Source organism: Demequina sediminicola (assembly GCF_000975055.1).
Lineage (GTDB): Bacteria > Actinomycetota > Actinomycetes > Actinomycetales > Demequinaceae > Demequina > Demequina sediminicola.
The window spans coordinates 256,483-282,524 of the sequence record NZ_BBRB01000002.1 but is presented as its reverse complement, the minus strand read 5'-3'; the positions used below and the strand labels follow the sequence as shown (position 1 = coordinate 282,524).

General features: G+C 63.4%; 25 protein-coding genes and 1 tRNA gene. 13 read left to right on the top strand and 13 right to left on the bottom strand.

The annotated features are described in order from the left end of the window. Positions 1–169 precede the first annotated feature (169 nt). Both AOP79_RS06230 and AOP79_RS06225 read left to right on the top strand, forming a co-directional pair. The gene (locus AOP79_RS06230; protein WP_161794235.1) at positions 170–1,228 is read left to right on the top strand and encodes an LCP family protein; all 1,059 of its coding nucleotides are present in this window, start codon (positions 170–172) and stop codon (positions 1,226–1,228) included. A gap of 116 nt (positions 1,229–1,344) precedes the next feature. Further along, a complete protein-coding gene (locus AOP79_RS06225) occupies positions 1,345–2,664 on the top strand; it encodes an LCP family protein (protein WP_062071633.1) in 1,320 nt (439 codons plus the stop codon). Positions 2,665–2,915: 251 nt separating this feature from the next. Here AOP79_RS06225 and AOP79_RS06220 read toward each other — a convergent pair whose 3' ends face one another. The 4 genes from AOP79_RS06220 to hemE form a co-directional block, all read right to left on the bottom strand. Continuing rightward, entirely contained in the window at positions 2,916–4,097 is a 1,182-nt protein-coding gene (locus AOP79_RS06220; protein WP_236683270.1) for a ferrochelatase, read from the bottom strand. Beyond that, entirely contained in the window at positions 4,094–4,768 is a 675-nt protein-coding gene (hemQ, locus tag AOP79_RS06215) for a hydrogen peroxide-dependent heme synthase (RefSeq protein WP_062071629.1), read from the bottom strand. Before hemQ ends, AOP79_RS06220 begins: the two co-directional genes overlap by 4 nt. A 119-nt stretch (positions 4,769–4,887) precedes the next feature. Continuing rightward, positions 4,888–6,216, bottom strand: a complete 1,329-nt coding sequence (locus tag AOP79_RS06210) for a protoporphyrinogen/coproporphyrinogen oxidase (RefSeq protein ID WP_062071627.1) — start codon at positions 6,214–6,216, stop codon at positions 4,888–4,890. Further along, positions 6,209–7,300 (bottom strand): uroporphyrinogen decarboxylase, encoded by a 1,092-nt coding sequence (gene hemE / locus AOP79_RS06205; RefSeq protein ID WP_062071625.1) that lies wholly within the window; start codon positions 7,298–7,300, stop codon positions 6,209–6,211. The genes AOP79_RS06210 and hemE overlap by 8 nt, the downstream gene beginning before the upstream one ends. Positions 7,301–7,353: 53 nt before the next feature. Between hemE and AOP79_RS06200 the strand changes: the two genes are divergently transcribed. The 7 genes from AOP79_RS06200 (at position 7,354) to AOP79_RS06170 (ending at position 14,101) form a co-directional block, all read left to right on the top strand. After that, positions 7,354–8,649, top strand: a complete 1,296-nt coding sequence (locus tag AOP79_RS06200) for a glutamyl-tRNA reductase (RefSeq protein ID WP_161794234.1) — start codon at positions 7,354–7,356, stop codon at positions 8,647–8,649. Positions 8,650–8,783: 134 nt separating this feature from the next. After that, the gene (locus tag AOP79_RS06195; RefSeq protein ID WP_062071621.1) at positions 8,784–9,779 is read left to right on the top strand and encodes a FecCD family ABC transporter permease; all 996 of its coding nucleotides are present in this window, start codon (positions 8,784–8,786) and stop codon (positions 9,777–9,779) included. After that, positions 9,776–10,807, top strand: a complete 1,032-nt coding sequence (locus AOP79_RS06190) for a FecCD family ABC transporter permease (protein WP_062071619.1) — start codon at positions 9,776–9,778, stop codon at positions 10,805–10,807. Before AOP79_RS06195 ends, AOP79_RS06190 begins: the two co-directional genes overlap by 4 nt. Then, positions 10,804–11,598 carry an ABC transporter ATP-binding protein gene (locus AOP79_RS06185; protein ID WP_062071617.1) on the top strand — a complete coding sequence of 265 codons (795 nt, stop codon included), beginning with the start codon at positions 10,804–10,806 and terminating at the stop codon, positions 11,596–11,598. Before AOP79_RS06190 ends, AOP79_RS06185 begins: the two co-directional genes overlap by 4 nt. Continuing rightward, the gene (locus AOP79_RS11720; protein WP_062071615.1) at positions 11,595–12,068 is read left to right on the top strand and encodes a hypothetical protein; all 474 of its coding nucleotides are present in this window, start codon (positions 11,595–11,597) and stop codon (positions 12,066–12,068) included. Before AOP79_RS06185 ends, AOP79_RS11720 begins: the two co-directional genes overlap by 4 nt. 26 nt (positions 12,069–12,094) lie before the next feature. Next, positions 12,095–13,180 carry an ABC transporter substrate-binding protein gene (locus AOP79_RS06175; RefSeq protein ID WP_062071613.1) on the top strand — a complete coding sequence of 362 codons (1,086 nt, stop codon included), beginning with the start codon at positions 12,095–12,097 and terminating at the stop codon, positions 13,178–13,180. Between the two features lie 81 nt (positions 13,181–13,261). Further along, a complete protein-coding gene (locus AOP79_RS06170; protein ID WP_062071611.1) occupies positions 13,262–14,101 on the top strand; it encodes a siderophore-interacting protein in 840 nt (279 codons plus the stop codon). Positions 14,102–14,225: 124 nt separating this feature from the next. Here the strand turns inward: AOP79_RS06170 and phoH2 are convergent, their stop codons facing one another. Together phoH2 and AOP79_RS06160 are read right to left on the bottom strand one after the other, a co-directional pair. Continuing rightward, the gene (gene phoH2, locus AOP79_RS06165) at positions 14,226–15,557 is read right to left on the bottom strand and encodes an RNA 5'-3' helicase PhoH2 (protein ID WP_062071970.1); all 1,332 of its coding nucleotides are present in this window, start codon (positions 15,555–15,557) and stop codon (positions 14,226–14,228) included. A 226-nt stretch (positions 15,558–15,783) separates the two neighbouring features. Then, positions 15,784–16,548, bottom strand: a complete 765-nt coding sequence (locus AOP79_RS06160) for an isoprenyl transferase (protein WP_062071608.1) — start codon at positions 16,546–16,548, stop codon at positions 15,784–15,786. A gap of 76 nt (positions 16,549–16,624) precedes the next feature. Here AOP79_RS06160 and trhA point away from each other — a divergent pair, with 76 nt between their 5' ends. Then, the gene (gene trhA / locus AOP79_RS06155) at positions 16,625–17,278 is read left to right on the top strand and encodes a PAQR family membrane homeostasis protein TrhA (RefSeq protein WP_062071606.1); all 654 of its coding nucleotides are present in this window, start codon (positions 16,625–16,627) and stop codon (positions 17,276–17,278) included. Here the strand turns inward: trhA and AOP79_RS06150 are convergent. Beyond that, on the bottom strand, positions 17,216–17,500 hold the full coding sequence (locus AOP79_RS06150) for a hypothetical protein (protein ID WP_152648033.1): 285 nt from the start codon (positions 17,498–17,500) through the stop codon (positions 17,216–17,218). The two genes, trhA and AOP79_RS06150, sit on opposite strands and share 63 nt — an antisense overlap. Before the next feature lie 36 nt (positions 17,501–17,536). Here AOP79_RS06150 and AOP79_RS06145 point away from each other — a divergent pair, with 36 nt between their 5' ends. Both AOP79_RS06145 and greA read left to right on the top strand, forming a co-directional pair. Beyond that, on the top strand, positions 17,537–17,941 hold the full coding sequence (locus tag AOP79_RS06145) for a DUF4307 domain-containing protein (protein ID WP_161794233.1): 405 nt from the start codon (positions 17,537–17,539) through the stop codon (positions 17,939–17,941). A gap of 99 nt (positions 17,942–18,040) precedes the next feature. Beyond that, positions 18,041–18,523, top strand: a complete 483-nt coding sequence (greA, locus tag AOP79_RS06140) for a transcription elongation factor GreA (protein ID WP_062071599.1) — start codon at positions 18,041–18,043, stop codon at positions 18,521–18,523. 88 nt (positions 18,524–18,611) lie between these two features. Here greA and AOP79_RS06135 read toward each other — a convergent pair whose 3' ends face one another. From AOP79_RS06135 to AOP79_RS06125, 3 genes are read right to left on the bottom strand one after another with little or no spacing between them, the layout of a single operon-like run. Further along, positions 18,612–20,006 (bottom strand): polysaccharide deacetylase family protein, encoded by a 1,395-nt coding sequence (locus AOP79_RS06135; protein WP_152648032.1) that lies wholly within the window; start codon positions 20,004–20,006, stop codon positions 18,612–18,614. 37 nt (positions 20,007–20,043) lie between these two features. Further along, positions 20,044–21,213 carry a methyltransferase domain-containing protein gene (locus tag AOP79_RS06130; protein ID WP_369401063.1) on the bottom strand — a complete coding sequence of 390 codons (1,170 nt, stop codon included), beginning with the start codon at positions 21,211–21,213 and terminating at the stop codon, positions 20,044–20,046. After that, positions 21,210–22,658, bottom strand: a complete 1,449-nt coding sequence (locus AOP79_RS06125) for an AI-2E family transporter (protein WP_062071594.1) — start codon at positions 22,656–22,658, stop codon at positions 21,210–21,212. The genes AOP79_RS06130 and AOP79_RS06125 overlap by 4 nt, the downstream gene beginning before the upstream one ends. Before the next feature lie 236 nt (positions 22,659–22,894). Here AOP79_RS06125 and msrA point away from each other — a divergent pair, with 236 nt between their 5' ends. Then, entirely contained in the window at positions 22,895–23,548 is a 654-nt protein-coding gene (msrA, locus tag AOP79_RS06120) for a peptide-methionine (S)-S-oxide reductase MsrA (protein ID WP_062071591.1), read from the top strand. 245 nt (positions 23,549–23,793) lie between these two features. On the opposite strand, the gene AOP79_RS06115 is transcribed toward msrA, so the two are convergent. The 3 genes from AOP79_RS06115 to AOP79_RS06105 form a co-directional block, all read right to left on the bottom strand. Then, positions 23,794–24,807 (bottom strand): acetylxylan esterase, encoded by a 1,014-nt coding sequence (locus AOP79_RS06115; protein WP_369401062.1) that lies wholly within the window; start codon positions 24,805–24,807, stop codon positions 23,794–23,796. 84 nt (positions 24,808–24,891) lie between these two features. Further along, on the bottom strand, positions 24,892–25,707 hold the full coding sequence (locus AOP79_RS06110; RefSeq protein ID WP_062071587.1) for a Bax inhibitor-1/YccA family protein: 816 nt from the start codon (positions 25,705–25,707) through the stop codon (positions 24,892–24,894). 201 nt (positions 25,708–25,908) lie between these two features. Then, positions 25,909–25,982 (bottom strand) — tRNA-Leu (locus AOP79_RS06105). Between the last annotated feature and the right edge of the window lie 60 nt (positions 25,983–26,042).

The following is a 26,042-nucleotide window of genomic DNA, read 5'->3' as shown; positions in this document are numbered from 1 at the left end:
GCGTAACCGAGACACCACGAGGTAGCCCGCATCCCTACACTTAACTCAGAACCATCTTTGGCGGAAAGGGACAACGATGAGCGATGGCCACGAGGCCACGGGCGAACCGACCACACGACGCGCATCGCACAGCCCTCTCCAGCACAGCGCGCGAGCACACACTCCCCGGATGCTTCAGATCATCGCCACCACCATCGCCGCAGTCGCGGGGTTCATCCTGGTTTACGGCATCACCGTGAGCCAACAGATCGAAGGCGCCATCTCCACCCAAGATGTCGATCACATCGTCGACGACATCGACGTCGAGGTGGCACAAACCGGCGCCCTCAACATCTTGCTCATGGGATCCGACACCCGCGACGGCGACAATGCCGACATCAGCGGAGACGACGCACCCGGCATGCGCAATGACACCACGATCGTGGCGCACATCGCCGGTGACCGCTCCCGAGTCGATATGATCTCGATCCCGCGCGACATGCAGGTCGAGATTCCTGATTGCACACTTCTGGACGGCGAGGTCGTCACGGGCGGCTACGGAGACTTCAACATCGCCTTCTCCAACGGCGGCAAGAACGGCGACCCAGCAGAAGCCGCCGCCTGCACCATCAATACCGTCCAGCAGGACGCGCAGATCCCCATCGACCACTGGGCCGTCATCGACTTCGACGGATTCATCACGATGATTGACGCGCTAGGCGGGGTCGAAATCTACATTCCCACCGACATCGTCTCCTCGAAAGCCCAACTCGACCTCGAAGCGGGATGGCAGACTCTCACCGGAGAAGAGGCACTCGGATACGCCCGTCTACGAACCGCGGAAGTCGGGGACGTCTCCGGATCAGATCTTCAACGCATCAGCAGGCAACAGCAACTGCTCGAAGCCGTCATCCACACCGTGTTTGAGAAAAACCTCCTCACAGACGCAAGCGCACTCACGCAATTCCTGCGCGCCGCGTCCGAATCGCTCACCACCGACCCCGAACTCGGTCAAGTCGACTTTGTTCTCTCCCTCGCAGCAAGCCTCCGCAACACCCCCGAAGACAACTTCACGTTCCACACCGTCCCATGGGTGTACACAGACGACCGCCTCAATGTGCTCCCCACAGAAGAAGCCGAGACGATGTTCCAGCAGCTCCGCGACGACGTCCCCATCACCGTCGACGCCGAAGGCGATTCCACCTCCGAATGGGACACGAACCCCACGCCAGAACCCAGCAACGGCTAGACATACGCGAACCCGTTAGACTGAAGGTCTGTCCGTTGAGGGAACCGCGACGCACCCCGGTGCGTTACTGACGCAGACACAGTCCGCGCGCCCCGCGCGCCAAGGGAGGAATTCGCTTGAGTACACGCCGTCCCCGGGCACGCGCACGTCACAGTGCACGCCTGCCGCGTCGCAGTGTCTTCGCGTTCCTCGTCTCGTCCGTCGCAGCAGTAGCCGGATTCGGCATCGTCCTCGGCAGCGCGTACATCACCAACGCGCAAGGCGCCATCGAGCGGCACGATGTCCGCAACATTGCCAGCGCCACCGACGGTGAAGCGGAAGCCGAGTACATTCCCACCGACTTTGCCGGTGGAGAAGACATCAACATCGTCCTGATCGGCACAGACGAACGCAACGGCGAGAACGCCGACATCGGAGGCGACGTTGCCGAGGGTATGCGCGGCGACACCACCATGGTGGTCCACATCTCGGCAGACCGTTCTCGCATCGATGTCGTCTCAATCCCCCGCGACTCCCGCGTCGCAATCTCAGACTGTCAACTCTACGACGGCACTGTCGTCAAGGGCTGGACCGGCAAGTTCAACATTGCCCTCGCCAACGGCGGAATCAACGGCGACCGCGGCGAAGGTGCCGCCTGCGTGATGCGCACCATCACTGACCTCACGGGAGTGGACTTCAACGGCCACTTCGGAATGATCGACTTCTCCGGCTTCGAAAACATGGTCGACGCCATGGGTGGCGTGCCGATGTGTATCGACCAAGACATGTACTCCAGCAAGGCAAAGCTCGAGCTCGAAGCCGGCCCGCAGGTGCTCGACGGCGAAACCGCGTTGGCGTTTGCGCGAGCCCGCACAGGCACTGGACTTGGTGGTGACGGCACGGACCTTTCCCGTATTGATCGCCAGCAAGAACTCCTCACGAACCTTGCTCGCGTGACACTCGGCTCAAATGTCCTCACCGACCTCCCAGCACTGACGCAACTCCTGCGCGCGGGAGCAGAGTCCGTCTCCATGGACTCGGAACTCGGTTCACTCGACAACCTCGTGGGCCTGCTGTACTCGCTGCGCCACTTTGAGACGTCTGAGTTGAACTTCTACACCGTGCCCTGGAAGTACGCAGGCGACGGCTCTGGGGATGTCCTCTGGGACGAGCCCGCTGCCTCTGAAATGTGGCGTTCGCTCATCAACGACGAGCCCGTAGTGACGGCCGAGGAACACGCCGCGACCGATGCCGACACTGAGTCCAGTGACAGTTCGACAGACACGACGACCGCGACGGAGTCGGAATCGACGGAGAGCACCTCGACTGGTGGATCAACCACCACGACGGACTCGACGACCACCACCGCCAGCACCCCTGAGCCGACCGTCTCGCCCACGCCGTTGCGTGAGACCGAAGACGACATCCTCGCTGGCTGCACCGTCGTCGACTACTAACCCGCCAAACTCGGTACTCGACGCGTCACTCGCGCCAACACTACGAACGGGCCACGGCACTCGTCGCACCAACACTACGAGCTGGCCACGGCACTCGTCGCGGCAACACTACGAACCCGTCGGGACTTCGACACGCCGTCATGGGGCCGCCAGCGGAGTCCCACAGCGGCGTGGCGAGACTACCTTTGGTTCAAAGTGTCCACGGTGGTGGTCCTGGGGTTGTGATTCCCCGAGACCCGCGAAGGGCGGGCTTAGGCGCTTGCGATGGTGGGCTTTGCCCCGCGCCCAAGGCAGCAGTCGGTGGGGCACACGTCCTGCCATGGGCCTAGAGCGGTCAGGGCCTCGCGTTCACGCGCCGCCCCACCGTCGCTACCGACGTGGCGTTCCTCGACCAAGTCGATGAGCCCAGACACAAACTGCGGGTCCACGCCCACAGTCGGCACACGCACCATCGCCAGGTCGCGCTCTTCACACGTTTCCTGCGCCTCGTTGTCGAGATCCCAGGCAACTTCCATGTGGTCGGACACGAAGCCGATAGGCGACACTACAAGTCCGCTGACCGAGTCGTCCAGAGCGTTGATTGCATCGTTGATGTCAGGTTCAAGCCACGGTGTGCTGGGGTCTCCGGACCGCGACTGGAACACGAGGGACCACGGGGTGTCCGGGAACTCCTGCGCCACAGCATCCATTACGAGTGCCGCGACTGCGCGCTGTTGTTCGACGTACCAGCCGCCGCCTGCGAACCACTCTTCGCCTCCGCCGGTGGCAACTGGCGTGCCGTCCGGTCGTGTTTCGCGCGGCCCGGAGACGTCGGCTGCAGCTGAGGGAATGGAGTGTGTCGCGAACATGACGTGCGCGTCGTCTGCACGGTTCGCCGCCTTCAGTTCATGGAGGCCGGACAGCACCGCATCGATGTTGGGCTTCACGAAGCCGGGGTGGTCGAAGTACTGGCGAATCTTGTCGAGCTGGAGCTCATCTGTGAGGCCAGTCTCTTCGAGAGCGGTCGCGAGGTCTTCGCGGTAGGCACGGCACCCGGAGTATGAGGAGAATGCCGTCGTCACCAGCACCAGAACCTTGCGGTGACCGTCCGCATGGAGTTCCTTCAGGGCGTCAGCAAAGTAGGGAGCCCAAAAGCGGTTTCCCCAGTACACCGGCAGTGCGAGTCCGCGCTTGGCGATCTCACCTTCGAGTGCCACTTTGAGTTCGCGGTTCTGCTCGTTGATGGGACTGATCCCACCAAAGTGGCGGTAGTGGTGGGCGACCTCTTCGAGGCGTTCGTCTGGCACACCGCGGCCGCGCGTGACATTGCGCAGGTACGGAATGACGTCGTCTTGACCTTCGGGACCGCCAAATCCTGCGAGCAGGATGCAGTCATAGGTGGTCGGGTCGACAGTGCGAGTGTCGGCAGCGAATGGCTTGAGTTCCTCGGTCACGATGCGAGAACCTCCACGGCCTCCGCGGTTTCAATTCGGCGTCCCGTGTAGAACGGCACTTCTTCGCGCACGTGGCGACGGGCATCGGTATTGCGCAGGTCGCGCATCATGTCAACGAGGTCGAGGACGTCGTCGGCTTCCATGGGGAGCAACCATTCGTAGTCACCCAAGGCGAACGCTGCGACGGTGTTGGCGACGACACCCTTGAACTTGGCGCCCATCATGCCGTGCTCGCGAAGCATCGTGGAGCGCTCCTCGTCGGGCAAGAGGTACCACTCGTAGGAGCGCACGAAGGGGTACACGGTGAGCCAGTCGCGAGCGTGTTCGCCACGGAGGAATCCGGGAACGTGGGCCTTGTTGAATTCTGCGGAGCGGTGCACGCCGGCGGCCGACCACGTGAGCTTGGTGTCGGCCAACAGTTCGGTCGCGCGGAGCTCACGCAGCGCCAACTGGAGGTCCGCCAGATCAGGGCCGTGGAGCCACAGCATGACCGTGCCATCGGCACGCAAGCCGGACACGTCGTAAATGCCGCGCAGGACCACGTCCTGGCTGGCCAGTTCTTCCACTGCGGCGTCGAAGTGCTCGACTACCTCAGCAAGTTCTTCATCAGGGGTGTCGAGGAAGCCGTCGAGGACAGAGAACAGGGTGAAGCCATGGGGCTGATCAGTCATGCCTCCATTGTCACCCAGGCACGCGCCCGTGGGAAATCGCACACGAGCACGTTCGCGCCTGGCAAAGGTCCGATGCTCGGGTCACGTGGGTGCGAACGGCCTCGCCTGGGACTTCGGTCCTAGGTGCGAGCGCCGAGGGTCGATCGCGCATCGTCGTCGGCGATGGCCGCAAGGCCTGAGAAACCCGCGGCCGAACCGACCAGGTGGAGTCCCGGCGCGGGCTCTCGATCCCCTGCCCGGGTGGGAGCGGCATCGTGCCACGTCACTTGAACCAGATCACGTACTTGCTGGTCCTTGAGTGGCACTCCCAGGAGGCGGGAGGCGTCTGCGAGCGCATAGTCGCTGAGATCTTGAGCGGATTCAACGTTGTACGAGAGGCGGATGATGTGCCGGCTGGGTGCTGCTTGGGCGACCCAGTTCCACTTCGCTGACGCATGCGTCAGCGCCTTGGCATGGGTGACGCCTTCCACTGCCAGCACGCCTGAGCCACGCGGGTGGGAGTCGAGTTCGGGTGCGTCGAGTGACAGTGTGACGAGCCCGACCTGCCTGTCAGGGGCACGTTCGAGTTGCGGGACCAGCGACGCGGCGACGGGCCGTGACGCCGCCATCACCACCTCATCGGCGTGCCAGTGGTTGCTCTCGGTGACCATGTCCCATCCGGGGACGTCGTTGCTGGGGCGCCCGCCAGGGGTCGAGTCCTCACTGCGGGTCAAGGAGTACACCGGGGCATCCGTGTAGATGGTGACGCCGCGGGCGCGGGCGCGTTCCGCCAGCACGTCAGTGAGGGTAAACATGCCGCCCTCGAGTCCCATCACGGACGCACCTGCAGGAGCGAGGGCTCGGCGCTTGGCTGCGGCTCGCGTCAGCCCGAGTTCGGATATCTCGGCAGCGAAACCCGCTGCTGCGGCGTCGATGCGGAGTTCGTCGATGGGGCGGGAAAAGATGCCGCTGACGACGGGAGCCAGCAGACGGTCGGTGGCGATGTCGCCGAGCCGACGCCGCGCGACTTCTCCGAGATGGTCGTCTGGCGCTACCTCTTCGACGGGCATCCACCGTTCGACGGCGGCCCGCAACGCTCCCGACCATCCGAGTGCCTTGCGAACGTCGCGTGACAGGGACTTGGTGGGAATGCCTAGCCATCCGGCTGCGGGCATCGGATATGAGCGGTCTGGTCCCACGATCCAGGCGGGGCCACCCGCGGGAGCGACCAGTTTGTCAGTCAGGCCGATGTCGTCGATCAGTTTCTCGACATGACCACCGCGGGTGGCAAACGACTCTGCCCCAGCGTCAATATCGATCCCGTCCACTCGCACCTTGCTGACGCGTCCGCCCAGTTCGCTTTCCGCTTCCAGGACGGTGACGGAGTGCCCTTCGTCGGCGAGCCGACAGGCCGCGAGGAGGCCAGCAGGCCCGGCCCCAATAACGATCCAGGTGCGGGGATCAGTCATGTGAATGGATTTGCTCGACGATCGACTTCACGACGTCGGGGTTAGCGTGGGGCGGCATGCCGTGGCCCAAGTTGACGACGTGTCCGGGGGCTGAGCTTCCACGGTGCAGGACGTCGGCCACATGCGCTTCGAGCTGTGCTGCAGGTGCCCCGAGCATGGCGGGATCAATGTTTCCTTGGAGCGGGAACGCGCCACCGGTGATACGCGCCGCCTCATCCAGTGGCGTGCGGTAGTCGACGCCAAGTGCGGTCGCTCCAGCACGTCCCATCTGCACCAGTAGGTGTCCAGCGTTAGCGGCAAAGTGAATGCGTGCGACCCCGAGGTCCTCCACGGCAAGCAACGCGTCACGGGACCCTGCCTGGCACTTCGCCACATAGGTGCTCTCGGACAGCGAGCCGGCCCAAGAGTCGAACAACTGCACGGCCGATGCGCCAGCGAGCACCTGTGCTCGAAGGAAGAGGCCCGCGGCCTGAGAGGTCCAGGCAACCAGCGCGTCCCACACCTCGGGCTCTGCCCACATCAGTTCGCGCGCGGCCATGTGGTCACGCGAGGGGCGCCCGTGGACCATGTAGGCGGCGAGCGTGAACGGCGCACCAGCAAACCCGATCATGGGGGTGGAGCCCAGCTCGGCGACGGTGAGGCGCACTGCCTCGCGGATCGGCTCAAGTGCGGCGTCAAAGTCTCCACCGTCGCCTGCCGTACCCAGATGGGGTAGCGCCTCAACATCAGCCATGGTCTGTACCGGCGTCGCGAAGACGGGACCGACGCCCGGCTCAATCTCCACGTCCACGCCAGCCGCCTTGAGTGGGACCACGATGTCGGAGAAGAAAATTCCGGCATCGACCCCATAGCGGCGCACCGGCTGCAAAGTGATCTCCGCCGCAAGTTCTGGGTTGAGGCACGCTTCCAGCATCTGAGTGCCGCGGCGAACCTCGAGATACTCGGGAAGGGATCGGCCAGCCTGACGCATAAACCAGACCGGCCGATGGGCGCCGGGCCGGCCGTCGAGTGCCGCTACCAGCGGAGACTCTGCGGTAGTGCCGGAGGCGAGAGGGTGGGAAGCGGGCAATGCAGCTACGGTCATACCCTCGATTCTGCCTTGTTCTGCGCGCGTGTCAGAATAGCGGGGTGGTCTTGATGTCAGTAGTGGCGAGTCATCACAACCGTGACTTGACGGTTTTGGAACAACTCAGTGTGGGTTCCGATGCGTTGGGAGCGGCGGTGGTGGGGAGCAACTCACCCGTGCGCGGTGCCGTGGTTCTCCCCACGTGCAACCGCTTCGAGGTGTACCTCGAAGCCGAAAGCGTCGAATCGGGCCGTGCCGCCGTGATTGAAGCCGTTCACGAAGCGACTGGCCTCGGCCGCGACAACATCGAAGCCGCTCTCGCCACCTACGAGGGCGACGATGCGGTCCAGCATTTGCTCTCCGTCACCACGGGCCTTGAGTCGATGGTGGTGGGCGAGCGTGAAATCTCGGGCCAGGTGCGCAGAGCCCTCGTCGAAGCGCAGGAGGGCAAGCACGTCAGCCCTCAACTCGATCGACTTTTCCAGTCCGCACTGCGCACGTCCCGTGTGGTCGCCTCGTCGACGGGTTTGGGTACCTCGGGTCGTTCCGTCGTGTCCGTGGCCTTTGACTTGGCAAGTGAGACCGTCTCCTGGGAGGGCGCTCGTGCTGTCCTGATCGGGACGGGTGCGCTTGCCGAAACAGGCATTGTGTCGCTGCGTCAGCGCGGCGTCGATGTTGTCGGCGTGTATTCGCCTTCCGGTCGCGGCCAAGAGTTCAGCCGCGACCATGACGTGACACCGCTGTCGCTTGAACAGCTGCGCGAGCAACTCGCCCGTGTCGATGTGGTCCTCGCCTGCTCCGGCGGCGAATCCATCGTCCTCACACCGGCGATGGTTCACGCAGCCCGTGCCGAGGCATCGGCTCCCCTCACACTCATCGACCTTGCACTGCACCGTGACGTCGCCCCCGGTGTCGAAGCGCTCGATGGCGTGCACGTCGTGAATCTCGAGTCCGTTGGCGCTCAAGCCCCTGGCGAGGCCGTCGGCGCAATCGAGGCGGCCCGCGCCATTGTCGCTCACGCTGTCGCTCGTTTCGAAGACGGCGAGTCTGTCCGCACCATCGACCCTGCCGTGGTCGCTCTGCGTGAGCATGTGTTTGGCCTTCTCGAGCGCGAACTCGCCAGGGTGCGCCCCGCTGCAGGAGCCAGCGAAGAAGCCGTCGCGCAAGCGGACGCCACAGAGCAAGCATTGCGACGCTTCGCTAAGACCCTTCTTCACACCCCGACCGTGCGCGCACGTGAGCACGCTCAGGCCGGCCAAGCAGACAAGTACCTGGGCGCGATTCGTGCTCTGTACGGCATCGATGTCGCGATGCCCGATTCCGCCTGCCCGGTCGACGAGATGGACCCCGAAACGCCCCGGGCATAGCCCGCGATTCGCCCTTCACGACGCCATTCATTTATCCAACAGGGATGTTGCGATAACGCCTGTTTCTGGGTTAGGTTAGGCAAACCTCAGTGGTGCGACGTCGACGCGCGCCACCACATCCCCGAAGGAGCACGATGCGCCAGCGCGCTCTCGTCGCAGGCGTCACTGCCGCGGCGCTTGTAGTCGCCATCTTGCTATCCCTTTCTGTCGGCGCACGCCCCATCGATCTCGGTACCGTCTGGGACTCAATCTTCAACTTCAACCCCGACGATCCCGAGCAGCTCATCGTGCGCGACCTGCGCTGGTCTCGCACCACTATCGGCATCCTCGCCGGCGCCGCGCTCGCGGTGGGTGGTGCGCTCATGCAGTCGCTCACACGCAACCCGTTCGCTGACCCCGGCCTCTTGGGCATCAACGCTGGTGCCGCGACCGCAGTGGTGTTTGGCATCACCTTCGCAGGTGTCACTGGATTCACCGGGCAAGTGTGGCTCGCATTCATCGGTGCTGCCATCGCTGCCATCACTGTGTACGCCATTGGTGCCACGGGAGCTGCGGCCGGAGCTCCCGTGAGACTCGCACTCGCTGGTGTAGCCCTCACTGCCCTCCTCACCTCCGTCACGTATGCCGTCCTGATCGTCAATCAGTCGACCCTCAACGAGTACCGCTTTTGGGTCGTGGGCTCACTCAACGGGCGTCAAGGTCACGACATGACTGCGCTGTGGGTCATTGTCGGGGCTGCACTCGTGGTGGGCTTTATCGCCGCGAAGTCGCTCGAAGCGATCTCCATGGGAGAAGAAACCGCCCAGGCGCTCGGTGTGCGCATCGGGCTCACCCGGTTCATCATCATCGCGGTCGTGACCCTGCTCGCTGGCGCCGCCACCGCAGCCGCGGGCCCTATCGTGTTCGTCGGCCTCGCGGTCCCCCACATCGTGCGCACCTTCGTCGGAGCCTCGTTGCCATGGCTCCTCGGCGTCTCCGCCCTCGGAGGCGGGGTACTGCTGCTGGTCTGCGACGTCATCGGGCGTGTGATTGCGCGCCCATCCGAGGTCGCTGTAGGCATCACCACCGCCCTCATCGGAGGTGCCATCTTTGCCGTGATGGCACGGCGCATGAAGGTGGTCGAGCTATGAGAGTCGTGCGCCTCGGCCCCTTCGGAGTCCTCACACACACCCGCGTCATCGTGGTCGGATGGGTGCTCTTTGCGGTCGCCTCCGTGTTCTTCCTGCTCGGCCTCACCGTGGGACCCGTCGAGATCCCGCTCGGCGACGCGCTCGCTGCTGCGTTTGGCTTCACCACGGATTCGCAGGCCGACTTCATCGTCGGGCAACTGCGCGCGCCGCGGACCTTCACCACCGTCCTCATCGGCATCATGTTCGCGCTCGCCGGCGCCATCCTGCAGTCGCTGACACGTAACCCACTCGCCTCACCTGACTTCATCGGAATCTCCGCTGGTGCTGGTGCGGGAGCGGTGGCAGTCATCGCGTTCGCCGGCGCTACCTCCGCCTGGCTCGTTGCCGCAGGTGCAGGCATCGGCGGCATCGTCGCCGCGGCCATCATCATCGCGCTCGCCTGGCATGGCGGCATCGTGCCACTGCGCATGGTGCTGACCGGCATCGGCATCGGCTTCGTCGCCTCCGCGGTCTCCCAATACCTGCTCACAGTGATGGACATCAACAACGCAGACCAAGCACTTGTCTGGCTCGTCGGCTCCACCGCCAACCGCACCTGGCAGCACGTCGCCGTCGCGGCAGTGATCCTCGCCGTCATGATCCCCATCATCGTGACGCTCAGCCGCTCGCTACGCACCATGGAGATGGGCGATGAGACCGCTGAAGCCCTCGGCATCCCCGTGGCACGGGCGCGGCTACTCCTGGTGCTCTGCGCCGTCCTGCTCGCCGCTGGCGCCACGGCCGTCGTCGGACCCGTGGGCTTCATTGCCCTCGTCTCACCAGCGCTCGCCAGGCGACTCACCCGCGCCCCGGGCGTCACTCTCATTCCCGCCGCGCTGATGGGTGCCGCACTCGCTCTGGTAGCGGACTATGCCGCCCAGCACGCTACCGGCGACATGCAACTTCCGATCGGCTTGTACACCGCAGCCATCGGCGCCCCCTACCTGCTGTGGCTCGTGGGGCGATCCGCACGAGGAGGACAGCAATGAACCGGCTCGAAGCCCGCCGCGTCGTACTCGGCTACGGCGACTCCACCATCGTCCATGGTGTCAACGTCGCCATCCCCGACGGCAAAATCACCGCGATTGTCGGCCCCAATGGATGTGGCAAGTCCACCCTGCTGCGCTCGCTGGTACGCCTGCTCACCCCATCGGCGGGGTCTGTAGTCCTGGATGGCGAAAACATCCACACCATTCCCACACGCGAAGTGGCACGGCGTGTAGGACTGCTCCCCCAGTCCCCGATCCCACCCGCTGGCATCACCGTCAAAGAACTCGTCGCACGCGGGCGTACGCCCCACCAGAAGATCCTGCGGCCCTGGTCCACCACTGACGAGACGGCGGTCATGTCTGCCCTGCACTCCACCGGGCTGACGGAGATTCAGGACGCCGTCGTTGACGAACTCTCCGGCGGCCAACGCCAACGCGCCTGGATCGCGATGGCGCTCGCTCAGGACACGCCCCTGATGCTGCTCGACGAGCCCACCACATTCCTCGACATCGCCCACCAGTACGAAGTCCTCGACCTCCTGCATCGCCTCAACACGCGTCAAGAGCGCACCGTCGCGATGGTGGTACACGACCTCGACCAGGCCGCACGCTACGCACACCATGTCATCGCCATGTCTGATGGCCGGGTGGCAGCGTCGGGAACTCCCGGCGAGGTCTTCACCGAAGAACTTGTGCGGGACGTGTTCCACCTTGACGCCCGCATCATTCCAGACCCCGTGACCGGCACGCCGATCGTCGTACCGGCTCGAGCCCCCGGAGAGACCCGATGACCATCACCGCTCCGCAGTTGCGATCGGCTGCCGCACTGCTCGCCGCCGTCCCTGGCTTGGCATGCCGCCTGACCCTCGACGAAGGCGACGAACTCGTCGCCGGAGAACACAGCGACGCGCAGATGTGCGGACACAGTTTTCACGACTTCATCCGCGAGCGCCACGAGCGCCTCAACGTCAGCGACCTCACCATCGACGGCGTCGACCCTGCCACCGGCCTCGCCTGCCACCAAGGTATGCGCTGGTTCGTCTCCCCCATGCCCGCCTCCGCCACGGTGGCATGCCTCCGCGACGCGGGCTACACGCGCGCACCCTGGCAGGCACTTGTGCGCACCGACGAGGACCTCGGCGTCTCCGTCGTCGCAGTGCGCGACCAGTCAGGTCACGCCTCCACGGCAGAACTCGACGCTGTGGCCGTCGCCGCATACGGCGCATGCCTCGTCGAACACCTCATCGTCACTACCCCCTGAACGCAAGTCCCATGAAAGGAAACACCATGTCCGTGCGCACCATGCGCCGTGCCTCCACCGTTGCCCTCGCAGCGGTTGCCGCGCTCACGCTCGCTGCTTGCTCCTCGAGCGAGTCCAGCGAAGAAACCACAGAAGAAGCCACCGCAGCCGCCACTACTGAGGCCGCCGCGGGCTTCCCCACCACCATTACGCACGCCTTTGGCGACGTGACCATCGAAGAAGAGCCCCAGCGCATTGTGACGCTTGGATCGCGCGAGCACGAGCTGCTGTACTCCCTCGGAGTCGCCCCGTACGCGATCCTCGAGTCGTGGCAGGGCTACGAGCACGGCACCGGCCCCTGGGCTGAGGAAGACCGTGTCGCTGCCGACGCTGATCCCATTCTGATCCCCCAGGGCGAACTGAACCTCGAGCTCATCGCTTCCTACGAGCCCGACCTCATCATCAACACCTACCCGCAGGCAGCCGTTGACCAGGCGACCTACGACTCCTTGAGCCAGATCGCGCCGACCATTGTTCGCCAGGCAGACTACGTCGAGTGGGGAATGCCGCTCGACGTTGAACTCGAGATGATCGGGCAGGCCGTCGGCAAGTCCGACGTCGCCGAAGAGGTCGTCAGCGACCTCGATGCCGAGTATGCCGCAATCCGCGAAGCCAACCCTGAATGGCAGGACAAGGCCGGCATCGTCGCGTTCTACTACGACGGCAACCCCGGCGCATATGACTCCACGGACAACCGCAACCAGCTGCTTGAAAACCTCGGCCTGGACACCAGCGCGTTGGACGACCAGTTGGGTGACAGCTTCTACATCCAGATCTCAGCTGAGAACCTCGACATGTTCGACGCATTCGACACGATCCTGTGGCAGACCGCAACCACCGGCGAAGTCCAGAGCACCATCGAGGGCCTGCCGCTGTTCCCGAGCCTGAGCGTCACCGAAACCGGTGGACACGTCTGGATCACCGACCCCACCCTCGAGGGCGCGTTCTTCGCCAACTCCCCCTCGTCGATCCAGTACTCGCTCGAGGCACTCGTTCCGCAGCTCGAGGCAGCGCTTGATGGCGACCCCGCCACCGAGGTTCCCTCCTACTCGGACCCCGCCTCGGCGTCCTAACCTCCCGGGAGGCGCCGCCCACGGGTGGCGCCTCCCCCACCCGGGCCAGCATCGGCCCTCTCCAGTAGTGAAGGAGTGACAATGACTGACTCGTTCCGCGTCAACGTGATCGACTCAATCGACATCTCGCCGAACCTGCGCCGTGTGACGCTCGCAGGCGACTCCCTGAGCGCATGGGAAAGCACAGGACAGCCCGACGAGTTCGTGCACATCCACATTCCCGGCCCCGATGCGGCCGAGGGGTGGGAAGACGATCACGACATCGCCCGCCACTACACGATTCGCCGCTGGGACAAGCCGGCCAACACCATCCTGGTCGATGTCGTGACCCATGGGCATGGCCTGGGCGCCAGTTGGGCACGGGATTGCCAGCCCGGAGACACGGTTGCCATCAGCGGTGCGCGTGGCTACTACGGGCCGCCGGAGGGCAGCACGCAGCGGCTGTTGTTTGCGGATGCCACCGGCATTCCCGCCGTCGCCCGCATTCTTGAGGAAGCCTCCGCAGAGGAGTCCTTCCAGGTCATCATCGAAGTCCTCGACGAGCGCGACGCGATTGACCTGCCCTCCGCGGCCGAGGTCAACGTTGAGTGGATTGTCGCCGGCAACGGCCTGGCGCTGTCGGAGATTGAGTCCGCTATGGCGCAGCTGGAGACGCCGAGCGACGACACCTACATCTGGGTGGCGTGTGAGACGAGCGCTTCGCGTGCTGCGCGCAAGTTTGTGCGTGGGCAGTGGCCCCGTCACCACTCGTGGTTCCGCATTGTGGGCTACTGGCACTTCAATCAGGAGGAACGCCTCAAGAAGTGGCTGGCACTGACGCCAGAGCAGCAGGCTCGCTACGCCGAGATCTGGGACGAATCACGCCCCGATGAGGTGAACTGGATCGAGCTAGAACCGTTCCTTCAAGAGGTCGGCCTCTAACCACACCCCTCTTCATGCCGAATGGCTCCATTTCGCTGTTATGAGCACGTAAAACAGCGAAATGGAGCCATTTGGCGATAAAGCGCGGGGCGGGGCGGGGCGGGGCGGGGCGGGTCCGGGCGAGTTAAAGGTCCAAGCGTTCCAGCATGTCCGTCACCAGCGCCGCCACCGCCGAACGCTCCGAGCGCTCCAACGTGACGTGAGCAAACAGGTCATGACCCTTCAGCGCCTCAATGACAGCGGCAACGCCGTCGTGGCGGCCCACGCGCAGGTTGTCACGCTGGGCCACATCGTGCGTCAGCACCACTCGCGAGTCCTGACCAATCCGGCTCAACATCGTGAGCAGCACATTGCGCTCAAGCGACTGGGCCTCATCCACAATGACGAACGCATCGTGCAGTGAGCGGCCGCGAATGTGCGTCAGTGGCAGCACCTCAAGCATGCCGCGCGCCATGACCTCTTCCACAACTTCGGAGGACACCGTTGCGCCGAGCGTGTCGAACACCGCCTGCGCCCACGGGTTCATCTTCTCTGCCTCGCTGCCGGGCAGATACCCGAGCTCTTGGCCACCGACTGCGTACAGCGGCCGGAACACCATGATCTTCTTGTGCTGACGGCGCTCCATGACCGCTTCGAGCCCCGCGCAAAGCGCCAGCGCGCTCTTGCCTGTTCCGGCACGCCCACCCATCGACACAATGCCAATAGATTCGTCGAGCAGCAGGTCGATCGCAATCCGCTGTTCTGCGGACCTGCCGTGGAGCCCGAAGACCTCCTGGTCTCCTCGCACCAACTGGACGTCGCCGCTGCCGTCGACGCGACCCAAAGCCGAGCCGCGCGGCGAGTGAATCACGAGGCCGGTGTGGACGGGCAGCACCGAGAGGTCTTCGCCGCAGTCCTCGGGGCTCATTCCCGCAACGCGTTCGGCGTCGTACAGCTCGGACATGTGCTCATCGCTGAGGTGGATTTCACGCATGCCCGTCCAGCCGGCATCGACGGCGAGTTCCGCTTTGTACTCCTCGGCTTCAATACCGAGGGCCGATGCCTTGACACGCATGGGCAGGTCCTTCGACACCACGGTGACGGACAGTCCCTCAGCCTTGAGGTTCGCCGCGACGGCCAGGATGCGGGTGTCGTTGTCCCCGAGCCGGAATCCGGAGGGAAGGACGGATTGGTCGGTGTGGTTGAGTTCCACGCGGACGGTTCCGCCTGTGTCGTTGGCCGGGACCGGAGAGTCAAGCTTGCCGTGGCGGACACGGAACTCGTCGAGGGACCGTAGCGCGGAGCGCGCGAAGTATCCGAGTTCCGGGTGGTGCCGTTTGGCTTCTAGTTCGGTGATGACGACGACGGGTAGCACGACCGCGTGTTCAGCGAACCTTTTGAGTGCTCGAGGATCCGAGAGCAACACTGAGGTATCGAGCACGAAGGTGCGCAACTCAGTGGCGGTTTCCGCGTTGATGGAGGGTGTGGTGTCAAACTCGACTGCGCTCACGTGGTGCTCCCGGGGTTAGGGCCGTGGAGCGCCGACCGCGCCACGGCGATCGGTGTCAGTCCCGCATCGGGTTGATGCGGGTATTTGAGGTTCCCACGTTTGTGACGCTACGCCTTTATGAGTGACCCGGGTGCATTGTTGTGCGCGTGTCGCGGGCATGTTGCCCAATGTTCACATGCTGTACAGAGTCGAGTTAGCGCCCGTGACGGCGTTCGCGCTGCGAGTAGGAACGCAAGGCACGGAGGAAGTCCACGCGCCGAAAGTCTGGCCAGTAGGCGTCGCAGAAGTAGAACTCGGTGTGCGCGGACTGCCACATGAGGAACCCAGAGAGTCGCTGTTCCCCTGAGGTGCGGATCACGAGGTCGGGGTCGGGCTGGCCCTTGGTATACAGGTGCTCGGCAATGTGGTCGACCGTGAAGGAATCGGCGATTTGGTCGATGGACTTGCCTTGGTCGCTGCCGTCACGCAGGTAGGCGCGGACGGCATCGGCGATTTCGTGACGGCCGCCGTAGCCGACCGCGATGTTGACGTGGAGTCCGGTGGCGTTGGCCGATGCGTCGACGGCGGCAGCGATGCGAGCTGCGGAGGATTCGGGCAGCAGCTCTGCTGAGCCCACGTGTTGGATCTTCCAGCGTCCGTCGGCTGCGAGTTGTTCTGCTGCGGTGCAGATGATGTCGAGGAGCGGTTCGAGTTCTTGGGGGTCGCGTTCGAGGTTTTCGGTGGAGAGCATCCACAGTGTGACGACCTCAACGCCGGCGTCTTGCGACCATTCGAGGAGATCAGCGATCTTGTCGGCGCCGCGGCGGTGGCCGTCGGCTGCAGTGATTCCGCTTTGTTTTGCCCAGCGTCGGTTGCCATCAAGAATGACACCGATGTGTCGAGGGACGTCCCCCTCGGTCCGCAGGGTACGGGCCAGGTCACGTTCATACTTCCGGTACAAGAGATCGCGGAGACTCACGTGGGGTCCTTTCCAACGGCATCGGCGAGGTTCGAACAGGGTACCGCCCCCACGTAACCTACGGTATCGTAGGTTTATGGCAGAGAACCTTCCCGAGCCCGCAAAACCACTGATGCGCGGCTGGCTCCACCTAGGTGCCGCACCGATTGCCCTGGTCGCTGGAATGGTCCTTGTAGTGTTTGCGCCAACGCTGGCAGGACGCATCTCGACGGCCATCTTTACGCTCACCGCAGTGATGCTGTTTGGCACGTCCGCTGTGTATCACCGCGGCAACTGGTCCCCCACCACCCGAGCGGTGCTGCGGCGGATGGACCACGCCAACATCTTCCTCATCATCGCTGGCACGTACACCCCGCTTACGGTGCTGCTGCTTGAGGGCACCACACGGACCACAGTCTTGATTGCGGTGTGGGCGGGCGCGCTCATCGGCCTGCTGCTGCGGATCTTTTGGCTTAACGCCCCGCGCTGGCTGTACGTCCCGCTCTACCTTGCGTTGGGCTGGGTTGCCGTGGGCTACATCGGCCCGTTCTACCAAGCGGGCGGCGCTGCCGTCGTCACGCTGATTGTGTTGGGCGGTCTGTGCTACACGGTAGGAGCGGTCATCTACGGCACCAAGTGGCCGCGAGGCTCACAGAAGTACTTTGGCTTCCACGAGATTTTTCACGCTCTAACGATCGCGGGTTTCTTCTGCCACTACGTCGCCATCGCCCTCGTCGTCTTCAACATCTGACGTTGACGTGCTACCAGCCGATGCCTCAACGTCGTTGAGAGCAACGTCACCTTCGACGGCGGCAGGTTGCGCCTCAGTGGTCTTGGCCTCGTCTTTGGGTGGGCGCGTGCGCACCTTCCGCAATTGCTTGGACAACGACAAGAACAGCAGAATCACTGCCGCTACGAGCGCAAACGTCGAAACAAACGCTAGGAACCCGGGTCCTCCGCTAAAACTGGTCACTGCCACACACCTTTCTGTGGACTATCCTGCCTCATGATGAGCAGCGACACAGACCACGAACCCATGGAGGACGGCGCCTCGGGCGCGATTCCTCGCCTCACCAAGAAGGCGTGGGCACTCGTCATCGTGGGGCTCATCCTTCTGACCGGCGTAGCCGCCTGGTTTGGCTTCGATCAGGCAGATCAAGACGCCCGGTGGAACACTGTCGGATTCGAGGTCATCTCACCAACGGAGATGGACATCACGTTCGATGTTTACCTCTACACCGATGAGGTCGTCGAATGCCAGGTACGGGCCATGAACGTCAGTTTCGCCGAAGTGGGCGTCACGATCATTGAGGTGGATCCGGCGGACGGGGTCGAGCAACGCATCACGACACCGATCACCACGGTGGAAGAAGCAACTACCGCCGAGGTCAACTACTGCCACGTCCCGGGCTAACACCACCGACGCTCGCACAAGGCGCCCTGGTGTGGCGTACTTCGCTGTTTTCGCCGGGTGTTGTTATTCTTGCCAGTCACGTCCACTAAGGAGGATCTCGTGACTGAGACAACCGGCACTTGGCTGACCCAGGAGGCCTTTGACCGCCTGCAGGCCGAGTACGACCAGCTTGCTGGCGAAGGCCGCGCTGCCATCGCCAAGGAGATCGACGAGCGCCGCCAAGAAGGCGACCTCAAGGAGAACGGCGGCTACCACGCCGCCCGCGAAGAGCAGGCCAAGCAAGAGGCCCGCATCGAGCAGCTCCGTCACATTCTGCAAACCGCAACCGTAGGTGAAGCCAGCGACGGCGGCACCATCACCTCTGGCACCGTCGTCACCGCCGAGGTCGCAGGGCGCGAGATGCGCTTCCTCGTGGGTTCACGCGAGGTTGCTGGGGGAACGGACCTGGACGTGTTCTCTGCACAGTCCCCCCTTGGCGAGGCACTCATCGGCAAGGCCGAAGGTGACAGCGCCAGCTACACCGCACCAAACGGCAACGACATTGCGATTCGTGTGCTGAAGGTCGAGCCCTTCAACGGCTAAGTTTCACACTTCAACGACGGAGGGCCGGTGACGCGTAATGCGTCACCGGCCCTCCGTCTTGTGCCGCAACGTGCGCGGCGGCACCGCACTAGCGGTTGAAGTACTTCTGTCCTGGGGTGAGTTCACCAAAGAGTTCAGGGACCGTGACCAGCGTGTATCCCTGGCCCAGCAGGTTGTCGATAATGCCGGCATAGGCATTGCGGGTGGTCTCATGAATGTCGTGGGACAGGATGATCGCGCCATCATGGGCGTGAGATTCAACGCGCTCAGTCACGATCGCCGAGTCGTGATCCTTCCAGTCCTCGGGGTCAACATCCCACAGGATCTGCGCCATGCCCAGATCGGCGGCCACCGCACTCACCGTGTCATTCGTTGCCCCATACGGTGGGCGTAGGAGCACCGATCGCTCTCCCGTCGCAGCCTCAATCAGATCGTTGGTTGATTCGATCTCGTCGCGAATGGAGGCCTCATCCAAACGCGTGAGTTGGGGGTGGTCCATCGTGTGGTTGCCAAGCGCGTGGCCCTCATTGTGAATGCGCGCCACGACGTCGGGGTTGGCCTCAACGTTGGTGCCGACCATAAAGAAGGTTGCCTTGACTCCGCGCGACGCCAACACGTCCAGCAGCGCGTTGGTGCCCTCGACCGGCCCATCATCAAACGTGAGTGCAATGCATCGGGCACTTGAGCAGTCCACACTGCCCCCGTCTTGAACGATGACCTCGCCAGATCCATCTGCGCTTGCAGTGTCACTGTTCTCAGGAGACGGCTCCGGCACCGCGATAGCCGGGTCGGTGGGGGTCATTGCGGACTCCTTTGCCAAGTCGCCAAAGTCGCTGAGCACACCGTCGGCCGATACCGCGATTCCGATGGGCGTGTTGTCGTGGGAGACCTGAGCCCGGTCAAACTCGACCCAGAGATCGCCTTCTGTGGTGAACGCCAAGGAGTGCAGCGACTCTGTTTCACCGGCAAGGTGTTCCTCAAGCATCTGTTGGTCGATACGGCTGTTGTCGCTCGCGACCTCCTCGATACGCTCGAACAATTCAGCGAGCGCATCGGTGTCCAAAAGAGCAGTTGCGGGAAGCACGTCGCCGGATGCCACGTCGTACCACCACGTCTCGGCGCGACCATCGAACGCATCTCCGCCGTGCTCCGCAAACGCCAACCGCACACCTACCGTGTCGGGTGACGCGCCAACCAGGTCCCACGACACCGTCAGTTCCGGAACGCCTGCATCGGTGACAGTATTCTCGGTCTCTCGGAAGCGGTCCGCCACGGGGCTCACCGCATCCTCAAGAGCTGTTGTCAGCGCATCGGCTCCCGGGATCGTCGGATACGACTCATAGGTGTGGTGGGTGTCCTCGATGTTCTCCTGCGACACCACATCGATGCCCTCAACCACGTCCCCGATCTCTTGAGCACAGACTTTTTCGCTGAGAACTTCTCCACCATGCCAGCCGACCCATCCTGTATGCGAGAAAATCACGATAGCCCCGCTCTGCCCCCACCGTGCGCTACGTGACCTAGAGCCGCGCCAGCAGTGCGGCAACCTCCATGTGACCGGTGTGGGGGAACATGTCGAAGACACGTACGTCTCGCACCTCGTACGCCGGCATTCGCTGCAGATCGGCGGCAAGCGTCGGAAGATGACAGCTCGAGTACACGACAGTGTGCGCACCACTGCCGTTCAACCACGTCGAAAGTGACTCACCGAGCCCCCGCCGTGGCGGATTGACCACCACAGCATCGGCCGACACCTGTTGCCCGGAAGCCCACGCCACAGCATCGGCCGCCTCAAAATGCACGCTGTCCATACCGTCAACACCGCGAGACTGAGCCTCGTCCCGCGACTTCCGCGCCGCATCAATAGCAGGGGGAGACACTTCGATTCCTGTGACGACGCGGCCCGGTGCAGCACAAGTGAGCGCAAACCCACCGACGCCGCAGTACAAATCCCACAGCGACGTCGCACCCGAGGCATCAATCCACCGTGACACCTGCGCGTAGAGTTCCGTCGCCACCGCCGTGTTGGTCTGGAAGAAAGCACGCGGCCCCACATGGAGATCGACTTCGCCCATGGGCATCGTCAACGAATCCTGGTCCGTCAGCACCATCTCCCTGTCACCCTCCGTCACCGCCTTGTGTTCAGGCAGCACATTAAGCGTTGCGACCGCGAGTGACGGGAGGCATTCACGGAGCCACGGAAGGTGCTTGCGGACGCGCGACTCGGCCTCCGTTGAGCGCGCCACACACCGCACCATCAGTTCGTTGCGGGCCGATGCAGTGACCAGCAGATACTTCAGCTCGCCACGACGGGTGGGGACGTCATACGGCTGCCATCCCACACGCCGGATAAAGTCGGCGAGCACCGGCAACGCATCCGTGATGACCGCCGGATAAAGTCCGCATGCGCGCAGGTCAACGCCGCGCCCAGCAGCATCGAGAATGCCCAGAGTAGGGTCCTCGACAGTGCCACCGACCACCATCTTGGCCTTATTGCGAAAGCCCCCCAGCGCGCTGGCACACGGCTCATGCCACGTCGCGTGGGGCGCCAATGGATCAAGCGCCGAGTGTGCCTGAGTGACCTTATCCGCCAGTTGCACGCCATGCGGTGTCTCGATCAGCGAGCACGATCGGCACACCTGCGCATCCCAATACGCGCACTGCAGAGTGTCTGCCGTGGCAGGTGTCACGAGGATGAGGAACCGCGGTCCGAACGCCCATCGTTTGCGTCGCCCTCGGCACTGTCCGGGGTGGAGTTGGTGGGCGCGGAACCACTGGCCGCGGAGCCGTCAGTGCTTCCGCGACGGACCTTGATGGTGCCCGTAGTGGGACGGATCTCCTCGGTACCGGTGTCGCCCTCGGCCTCAGCCTCGGTGGCAACCGAAGCATCGGCCGATGTCGACGACGAAGGTGTGTGGACGCGGATCTCGCTCGTGCGTGAGATCTTGCCGCGTGCACGACGGACTGCGTCACGCGAACGCTCGGCGATCACTGGCACTTGAGACGTGATGGGCGGCACCGACTCTTCGCTCGCCTTGTACGTCTTGCTCATGCCACGAATGAAGGCATAGATGAAGGACACGATAGGAACAGCGATCACCGCACCGATCAATCCCATGGTGAGCGTTCCAGCGGTAATGGTGAGCAGGACCACCAGCGGGTGGAGCGACAGCGCCTTTCCAAACAGCCACGGGTACAACACGTTCCCCTCGAGCTGCTGCACCAGCAGCACTGCGCCAAGCATCAGCAGCGCTGTAGTCCAACCGCCGTCGACGAGTGCCACAAGTGTCGCGATAGCGCCGGACAGGGTGGCACCGAACATCGGGATGAAGGAGAACAGGAACACCAAAATCGCGATCGGGAAGGCCAGCGGCACACCGAGGATCCATGCGGCCATACCAATGCCGACCGCGTCAACAAAGGCCACAAACACCGTGGTCTGGGTGTAGCGACGCAAAGTACTCCATGCGTGCGTTCCAGCGATGTCCACGCGCTCCTCGACAGGGTCCGGGAGCAGCTTCACGGTCCAGAGCCACAGTTGGCGTCCGTCCCGCAGGAAGAAGAACATTGCGATGAGCCCAATGACAGCTCCCGCGATGATCCCTCCGATGGTGGCCGCGGCTCCCAGCGCACCAGAGGCAAGGCCGCCGGCATGCTCCGTCAGCCAGGACTGGATCTGCGACACCACATTGTCGATTTGATCTTGGTCGACACCCAGCGGGCCCTCGCCAAGCCAGTCCATAAAGGTCTCGAAGCCCTCGACGGCGGCTACTCGCAGTTGATCAAACTGGGAAACGAACGATGATGACGCGGCTCCCAGCAGGAACGCAATGATTCCCAACAGGGCAAGCAACGTGATGATCGCGCCAAGGCCGCGGGGCACCCCAAGTTGCTTGAGGCGGAACACCACACGCTCCAGCGGAGCAACAATCAGCAGCGCAATGACCAACGGGATGAAGAGCGTCGGCAGCGTCGTGAAGAGCCAGAAGATACATCCAACAACGATCCCGACAACGATGAGTCGCCACGACCACGCCGCGGCTACTCGTAGCGCGAAAGGCACGCGCGGCTGTGCGTCTTCATGTGCGTTGCTCGGCGGAGGGGAATCCGGCGGCGCCAACTTGGGTTCTGCCATGGGCTGAGCCTAACGCGCGTTACGCCTGGATGCCGCGCGAACACCACGAGTGCTTCCATGTCTCAGGCACCCCCGACAAGGCCCGTGTCTCAACCATGGAGAAGTGCCGCAATACTCAGCCGGAACAGATCACCTTGCGCCGGCGTTGTGCCTCATGAACACCGCCGCCGATGAGGGTTCGCTGAACGCAGCTCCGTGAACGCCAGCGACGACGGATTGTCCATCTAGGAGGAACCATGATCTTCGGATTCGATAAGACGCACATGATCACGCCTGACGAGGCACTCGCAGGGCGCGATGCTCCCATCGAGGTCACGAACCGCCATGTCGTCCTCGGCACCCCGTTGTACGGCCCGTGGCCAGACGGGCTCGAGGTCATCTACTTTGGGATGGGCTGCTTCTGGGGCTCAGAACGCGTGTTCTGGCAGACCCCAGGCGTCTACTCCACCGCAGCCGGATACGCAGGCGGCTGGACCAAGAACCCCAGTTACGAAGAAACCTGCACGGCCAAGACGGGTCACACAGAGGCCGTACAAGTGGTCTATGACCCCGCCAAGGTCACGCCCGACGCACTGTTCAAGGAGTTCTGGGAAAATCACGATCCCACGACTGCGAACCGCCAGGGCGGAGACATCGGAACGCAGTACCGTTCCGCGATCTTCACCACCACAGACGCACAGTTAGAGGCCGCTCAACGCTCACGCGAGCAGTACCAGAGCGACCTCGACGGCCAGGGATACGGGAAAATCACCACACAGATTGCCCCCCTGTCCGATGCCGGTGACGGCGAGTTCTATTACGCGGAGGAATACCACCAGGGTTACCTCCACAAGAACCCCGGCGGCTACTGCAACCACGGCTTCTGCCAGGTCAGCTACAGCAACGCCTAAACACCCACACAAGCCACCACGGCAACGGCGCCTCGCCACCGATACCTCACACCACAGACACCCCACACCACTACGGCCTCAGACCACGAAGACGTAGGGCCGATGCCAAAGTGACCCTGGCATCGGCCCTACGTCTTGTGAAAGCAAAGTCGTGTGAAAGCGAAGTCGTGTGAGGGCGAAGTTCCGCGACCGCCAACGTCCCGCGGAAGCCGTCACCAAGACCGCGATCACCAAGACCGGGATCGCTAGTTCAGCATGGAGCGCACAAACTGCAGCTGACGTGCAAGCTGATGCGTTGAACCACCCTCATGACCGTTGTCATGCCAGACATCCATACGCGTCTGAGGCCGATGCGGACCATGAGCGCCATACCAGTTGTACGCCGCGAAGCCCCCAGAGGGCGGGCACACCTGATCCCTGAGCGCCACCGATGCCAACAGAGGTGCGCCAGCGCGCTTGGCATGATTCACGCCGTCGAAGTAACTCAAGTTATCGAGGACAGCGTTCCGGTCACCCCTCTGTGTCGACAGGTAAGTGATGATCTCCCCGTACGGCTCGGCATCCGTGATGGCAAGCGACCGCTCAAAATGGCATAAGAACGGCACATCAGCCATCACACCAGCCAAGCCATCCACGAGGCCCGCTACAGCAAGCGCAATGCCGCCGCCCTGCGAGGCACCCGAGAAAAACACCCGCTGCTCATCCACCCCAGGGAGCATGCGGACAGCGTCCACAGCCCGCACGGCGTCGGTGGTGACGCGCCGGTAATAGTAGTCACGAGGATCCTCGATGCCGCGCGTCATGAAACCAGGCGCCGACGTCGAGTGACCCACGGGATCCGCAGTCTCGCCACCGTTTCCCCAGCCAGCGCCCTGGCCACGAGTGTCCATCACAAAATGTGCAACGCCGGCACTCGCCCAGAACGTGTGGTCAAGGGCGTGTCCGCGACCACTTGAATAGCCAGCAATCTGCACCACGCACGGCAACGGTTGTTGCACACCCCGAGGTCGCACATACCAACCACGAATCGGGTGTCCGCCATAGCCAGGGAAGATCACATCCCGAATGCTCAGCTGCGGGAGGTTCCAGCCCGCGTCCGCCAGCATCGGCTCGCCTTCATGCTCGCGTGCCTCCGCGATGGTGGCCCGCCAGAACTCATCAAAGTGCTGGGGTTCACGCACGTCAGGCCGGTAACGCTCAAGTTCAGGCAAGGACAGATCAAACAGCGGCATCGTCGCCTCTTTGGGTAGCAGGGTCACAAGATAGAAGACATCGCCGCCACGCTACAACGAGATAAGCCCCGCAGCCTAAGGGCTACGGGGCTTATCCACAGGGAGGTCGAGTTAGTCGCGACCCTGCAACAGAGCGATGATGCGAAGGAACTCGGTGTACATCCACACCAGAGTGACGACCAAGCCAAAGGCAGCTGTCCACTCGTAACGTGCTGGCAGTCCGCGCTTGACACCGTTTTCGATGAAGTCGAAGTCACCAATCAGTGACACACACGCAAGGATGATGGCGAATGCACCGATGAACACGCCAAGAGGCAGGCCCAAGATCTCGATCTCTGAGCGCACACCCCACGGGGAGTCCGTGGCACCAAACAACATCAAACCAAGATTCACCAGCGAGAACGCCAGGTACGAGATTCCACCGATGATGAGGAACTTCTGCATCTTGGGCGTGTAGCGGACCTTGCCGGTGCGGTAAAGCGTCAAGCACACGGCGAACGTCACACCCGTCGCAAGCAGCGCCTGCAAGCCCGCGCCGGGGGCGTTGAAGTAGGTCTCTACGTAGTTGCTCAACGATCCAAGGAAGTAGCCCTCAATGCCGGCGTAGGCGATCGCGAGCGCAGGAGGCGTGGTCTTCTTGAACGCGAGCACCAGGCCCAGCACCATGCCCACGAGGCCAGAAATCATGAGCCCCGCGAACGAGAAGAACATGTAGCCGGGAGCGGCAAGCAGGAACGCCAGAATAATCATGGCGCTCGTCTTGCTGATCACGCCTTCATAGGTCATCCGACCCGTCTCGAGCGGAGTGGCCGAAGGCGCATTGAAGTGCTGGTCCAATTCGGTTGCGGAAACCGTGGAGCCATCAGGGTTGATGGTGGCACCAGGCTTGAACGCGCTGTTGGCACCACTAAAGACGGGGCTGGACAAAGGGTCCTCCTCGAGAGATTACGTCGCATCAGCATACAAGCCGGACGGCCCGTCGTGACATCCTCCTGCAGACGGATTTCACTGACGCGTGAACGCACGGAAGGCTTGGGATGCTCCCGTCGCGCTCGCAGGAGGACCTCCGCATCACTTGCGGCGTAGAAACGCTCCTCTGCTCCTGCTGGGAAAGCGTGGGTGAGCGAGTGCCCCCGGCGGGACTTGAACCCGCACTGAACCGATTTTAAGTCGGCTGCCTCTGCCGATTGGGCTACGGGGGCGTGCCTCTCGATTGTGCCGTATCCCGAACCCTCTCCGGTGCGCGCGGCTCACATCCGCTC